Source organism: uncultured Planktosalinus sp., assembly GCF_963973675.1.
Classification (GTDB): Bacteria; Bacteroidota; Bacteroidia; order Flavobacteriales; family Flavobacteriaceae; genus Planktosalinus.
Genome location: NZ_CAXBAN010000153.1, coordinates 1 through 5,992, shown reverse-complemented (window position 1 = coordinate 5,992; position 5,992 = coordinate 1). Strand labels below are relative to the sequence as shown.

Here is a 5,992-nt window from a genome sequence, read left to right as displayed (position 1 = left end):
GTGATGAATGGGAGAGTTACTAATATATAAATTGGGGTTTTGAAAATAGGGTATGCCAAAGCCAAACTGCTGCCTTTCAAACCTCCAAGTTTGGGGTCGTGACCACATCCAGGCATAAGATAAATATTTGCTCAATAAATTTGTTGCCGGAGAACCTGCTATTGCGGTAGCAAATCTATCTGTATGCGTAACAATAAAAGCCGTTCTATATCCACCTAATGAATGTCCTGTCAATCCTAGTTTTTTGTTGTTTATATAAGGTCTTTTAATAAGTTCATCAAGACCCGCGTTTATTGAATTTAATGCAGACAGTCCCGGCCCCACTCTATCTTGCTTAATGTCAGGAAAAAAAACAAAATACTCATCAGATGTGAAATTGCTAAAATTATCTATAGAATTATAAAGAGTGGGTGTCTGGTAGTGATGAAGTTTATCAGACATAATTTCATAAAAATGGACGATAACCGGATATTTTTTAATAGGGTTAAAGTTTGCCGGGAAAAATAAGGCACCTTTTAATTGATTACCCTCATTATCATTATATTTTAAAAGTTCTGATTTCCCCCAATCAAACTTGAAATGATGTGGATTGCTTTGATAAACAAGCCTATTTTTAACCTCCCTTAACAATGAAGTTTTTACTATCCTTCTTGGCAAATCAAATCTTTCTTCTGTATAAACTACTGTATTTGTATTTTTTGCTTTTTTAAGCCAAGGTATGTACGCATTTTTAAAGACAATTTGCTGTGTATTGTTGTTCTCCAAATAGAAAAATCCCGATTTTTCATCTTCATCTACTGCTTTTAGGAAAACTCCTTTTTTCAAATCATACTCTTCTGAATAGGAAATATTCTCAATATTATTTTCCAGATGAGTAAATGCCAGGTCATAAATGCGAAATGTTATTCCATTTTCTTTACCAAAAGTCAACCTTCTTTTATTTGAACCATTTGGTTTACTTGCCCAAATATCATGTGAATCATAGTATATAAACTCTTCCTCATTCACAGACCAGGCCGGTTTTCTTCCCACATGTTGTTTTAGAAATGAATATTCAAATTGTTTAGCATATTGATTATTGTTCTCACTGATTTGGGTATGCGTGTTTATTTCAGTATCATATACCCACCAATTATTTTTATGAAAATAAGAAACATACTTTCCTGATGGAGAAAAATGAACCATTCTATTATTCAATTTTTTCTTTTTAATGAACTCTTTTGACTCACCTGTTTCAGTATCATAAATAAATGTATCGGTTAATTCATCATTGTAAACAAAATGGGGACGGTAATCAATTTCACTGTAAGTGAAAACATATTTTTGATTTGGAGAAAGCAAACTTTTAGAATAGGTCTTGTTTCCCAATTTCACCAGTTTGTTTTTATCAGGCCACCAAGCAACTAAAATATTAGGGTTTGTAACATTTTTTTTAATCCTTTGGTAGGATGGGTATGTAAACCTGTCTGCTGCATTCCATACTTCTACAGGAGAACTTTGATTCTCGTTTTCTTCTAATTCATTTTGCTCAAAGTCAATATGAAAGAATAGTTTTTTGTTATCATCAGCAATGGTCATTTTAAAGAAGAAGTCTTGTTGTACCCATACCGGGGAATCAAGTATATCATTTTCTAAAGGGTTAAAAATGGAACTACTTTTTGGGTGCTTTATATCCCTTATCCAATGAACCTTATAGTTAAGCGGTTTGGTAGAATCCATTACTACCATCGATTCCATAAATGCCACAGACGAGCCATCTTTTGAAAAGACATAACTTGTGTATTCACCTATCTCTGAACGGTGTAATGCAATTTCATCGTCAGGATTTATCAGGCTTACTAATTTGATTTCCCTTACAGCTGGGGTATGACGATATAACAGCACTGAATTTGATTTTGTATCAAAAACAAAATCTTTAATGTCATTGAAAACATATTCGCGATTGCCTTCTAAATCTTTTAAAGTAAAGACTTGTGAATGGGGATTTTCGTCTAAACCTGATTGAATATATCCTAAAAACCGGCCGTCCTTTGAAAATGAGTGTGACCGAACATTTTTGATATTAACTTCACCGCTTTCTTGAAGCGCTATCAGTTTTAATATGGCCTCTTTGTTTAATGCCGCATACCATTTGCTGTTTTCTGAAAACCTTCCAGAAGTTGCAGCGGGTATGAAATATTGGGTTTCATTGTTTGTGTTTTTTACAAATACTGTGTCATTTTGATGTTTATATAATTTAACAAATGACACCCAATTTCCATTTGTTGACAGCTCAATCGGGGTTAACTTATACCAAAGTGAAAAATCTGAAACTTGAAGGTCTTTTTTTGGTGATGACTGCCCCATAAGCGGGGCAGCCAACCAAAAAACCATGAAAAAAATTACTGCTATCGAAATTGTACCTATTGAAGGCTCTTGATTATTCTTTACTATTTTCATTTTATTTTATTTTAATATCCGGGATTTTGAGGAAGTAAATTGGGGTTGAGCAATAATTCTTGTTCCGGAAGCGGAAGCAATACATCTGTATTGTTCCAGCCCGGTTTTAATGGCCCCAATACAGTATTTGCCTTGTTGGATCGAATTAAATCAAACCATCGGTGCCCCATTTCAGTGAACAGTTCCTTTTTACGCTCATTGAAAATTTCAACTAATAAACTTTCACTATCATTAGCCATTGCATTTGCAAGACCTGCCCTATTTCTTGTTTTATTTAAATCTGATACTCCTTGGGGGATGTTGTTTAAATGTGCGTGCGCTTCGGCCCGGATTAGATAAAGTTCTGCTAAGCGAAATACAATCGAATATTCATTATTACTGCCAGAACCGGGCAACAATTTGTATTTATATGGATGGAACCAAGACTCCGTGCCATTTGAGACCTCACCTATCCAGGCAGTTTTTCTCAAGTCATTGCTTTCAAACGAATCCACTATATTTTGATTTAAGGCCCTTAACGGTGGCGGTGCCGTTGTGAAAATAAACGTTTGTGCTTCCAGCGTATTTACTGCCTCAGACTCAGGCATCAATTGCCAAATTGTACCCGGATTGGTATTTAGAAATACGTGATTGATATTTTCTTCCCATTGAAAATTATTTATAACCACTGTAGCTTCTTCCAAAGCTTCAGGCCATCTCTCCTGGTATAGGAAAACACGCGCCAACATAGCTGTTGCCACCCATCTATTGGGCCTGGTTTTAAGCTCGACATTTTCAACGGGCAGTAGGTCTCTTGCTGTCTGGAGGTCTGAGATTATGTTTTCATAAACCGTTTCTACAGATTGTCGCGATACATTGGTATTCTCAAGGTAATCGGTAGTGGTGATGTATGGAATATCGCCAAAAAGGAGCGTAAGATAATGATGTATAAATGCCCTAATAAATAAAGCTTCCCCGATAAAGACCTCTTTTTCTTCAGGGGTTAGACCGGAACTATTTGTCACGCCTTCAATTATATCATTTGCAGCATATATAAGGTTGTAGCCTTGATTCCAAAATGATAAAACGACCGGGTTTCCAGGTAAAATGGCATTGTTATAGAAATCTTGATCAGGTAGTGGTTGTGTGCCATAATATGTCATTTCATCAGCTGCCAAGCTTAACAGGTTTGAAATACCTGCTTGGGATCCAGTTATAATTGTATTATCCCTGAGTTTACTGTAAATGTTTGAAAGTGCGGCACGGGTAGTTTCCGGATTTTCATAAATAGCTTCCTGTGTCAACAAGTGTGAAGGTAGCTCTACATCAATAAATGGTTCACAGGAAATAAATGTTCCTATAATCAGCATTAAAACTGCAGTTTTAATTGTAGTGTATTTTATAAAATATTTCATGATTTTTGATTTAAAGAGTTAATTGTAATCCCATAGAAAACAGCTTTAATGGAGGTAATCTGCTATACATTGCGTTTTCAGGATCGGGGCCTTTGAATTTGGTAAAAGTCAATACATTTTGCCCTTTGAGAAACACCTTACAGTTAAAGCCTTTTGAGCATTTTGTAGGGATATTATATCCGACTTCAATGTTTTTAAGCCGAACAAAGGAAGCATCGCTAACAGCAGCATCACTTGATCTATGAAAAGCATGACCAAACAGTTTATCAATATTGAAACCCGCAGAATACCCCTGAATGGATGCTTGATCCCCTGGCTCTTGCCAATTATTTAAAATCTCCACTGACTGGTTTACTGCTTCCCCGGGAAGCGGATAATGGAACAGGTAGTTATACCCTTTTTGTTTGACAAATTGAAAACTAAAATCCAAGTATATATTTTTATAGGCCAGATGATTGCTCCAGCCTCCAAAATAATCGACACTTAAGTCAACCACCTTTTGTTTGTCATCTGTACCTGTAATCTCTCCGTCATTATTAAAATCTTCAAATTCATAGACCCCTGTTTCGGGGTTAACCCCATTGTATTGATATACCAAAGCAATATTGAGGGGTTTGCCCACGCGTAACCTATTTGCAAAAGTTGATGATTCCAGATTATCAAAAGCCACTAATTTGTTTTTAGGAGATGAATAGTTGAATGAAGAAACCCATTTAAATTTTGCAGATTGAACCGGAATTATCCTGGCATCCAGTTCAAGTCCTGTATTTTGAACGGTAGCATCAAAATTTGCCTGTAAATTATTAAAGCCCGTTGTTCCCGGAAGTGGAACACCAATCAATTGGTTAGAAGATTTATTTTTATAATAAGCGGTGGTTATGAAAACCCTATCATTCCATAAGCCCATTTCAACTGCCCATTCGAGTTTTTTATTTATTTCCCAAGCAAATTTGGGATTGAACAAGCGCGTAGGCTCCACAATGGGTATGCCTTCATAGTTTGTACCCCCCGTGGAGTATGTATTGAGAAATGCATAATCACCAATAAGGTCGTTACCGCTTGTACCATAGCTGCCCCTAATTTTTCCAAAACTCAGAAAATTCAAATTATTTTGAACAAATTCCTCTTCTGAAAAAATCCAAGCAGCCCCAATGGCACCAAAATTCGCAAAGCGGTTGCCCGGCCCAAAACGGCTGGATCCATCTCTACGGCCGGTAAGGTTCAGTATGTATTTTCCATTATAATTGTAGTTAACCCTTCCAAAGATTGCATTGTATCTGTATTCATTCTCTTCATCGCTACGTATATCCACAGTTGAAGCAGCAGCTATATTGTAAATCTGACTATTACTATTAAAACCTGTGGCCTGTAATTTTAAGCTGTTTTGTTGTTGGTCCTGAAATGTTGTGCCAACCAATACATTTAATTTACTTTTTCCAAACTCTTTGTTCCAAACGAGGCTGGGTTCAAAAATCCACGAGCTCCTTTCTCCAGTATTCAAAAAGATTGAAGAAAAACCGCTGTCTAAACCAAATGCAGGGTCAAAAAGTGTGTGGGGATTTGTTCTACTCTCTTTAAGGTGAAACTGATTGTACCCCATAGTGGATTTAAAATCAAGTTCTTTGAAAATTTTATATCGAAAAGCAGCATTTAAAATCAGGTTATTTGCCTTTGCCAAATAAGTTGATTCCAGGTGACGTAGAGGATTGTTCCAAGTACTGTTTTCCCAATTAAGGTTTCCTTCAGCATCATATAATTCAGGTGCATTTGGAGCTAACAACCTCGCCTCACTTGTGAAATCTGTTGCAGGAAGGTCATTGTCATCCACACTGTAATTGAGCGAAACATCAAATTGCAAGCGATCATTATCAGAAAGGTGGTTGAAATTTGCCAAAAAAGAAGCTCTCCTGTATTTTGAATCACCCGGAAACACGGTTGTTTCATTTAAATAATTACCACTCACCAAGAACTTGTTTTTTATACTCCCCCCAGTGTAGGTAGCCTGGTAATGATTTTTGTATGCAGTACCCCCAATTAGCGTTTTTTGCCAATCTGTATAGCGGTTTCGATCCCAAGTACCATTAATGTCATAGGCTGTGGGTGGTAGCTCGGGTAAGCCATCATTTTCAAACGCCTGTTCGCGCATTTTGATGTACTGC

At 36.5% G+C, this 5,992-nt stretch carries 3 protein-coding genes; all 3 read right to left on the bottom strand.

What is annotated here, in order from left to right; genetic code table 11:
• A partial coding sequence (locus AACY61_RS07445; RefSeq protein WP_339610949.1) for a prolyl oligopeptidase family serine peptidase occupies window positions 1–2,439 on the bottom strand: 2,439 nt, incomplete at its 3' end.
• 11 nt (window positions 2,440–2,450) lie between these two features.
• Window positions 2,451–3,833: a RagB/SusD family nutrient uptake outer membrane protein gene (locus tag AACY61_RS07440; protein ID WP_339610948.1), complete on the bottom strand. Its 1,383-nt coding sequence runs from the start codon at window positions 3,831–3,833 to the stop codon at window positions 2,451–2,453.
• 10 nt (window positions 3,834–3,843) lie between these two features.
• The coding region (locus tag AACY61_RS07435; RefSeq protein ID WP_339610947.1) for a SusC/RagA family TonB-linked outer membrane protein at window positions 3,844–5,992 on the bottom strand (2,149 nt) is incomplete at its 5' end.

Bases quoted from the DNA above. Each gene is read 5' to 3' on its own strand.
- AACY61_RS07440 (WP_339610948.1), bottom strand. From the start codon at position 3,833: ATGAAATATTTTATAAAATACACTACAATTAAAACTGCAGTTTTAATG.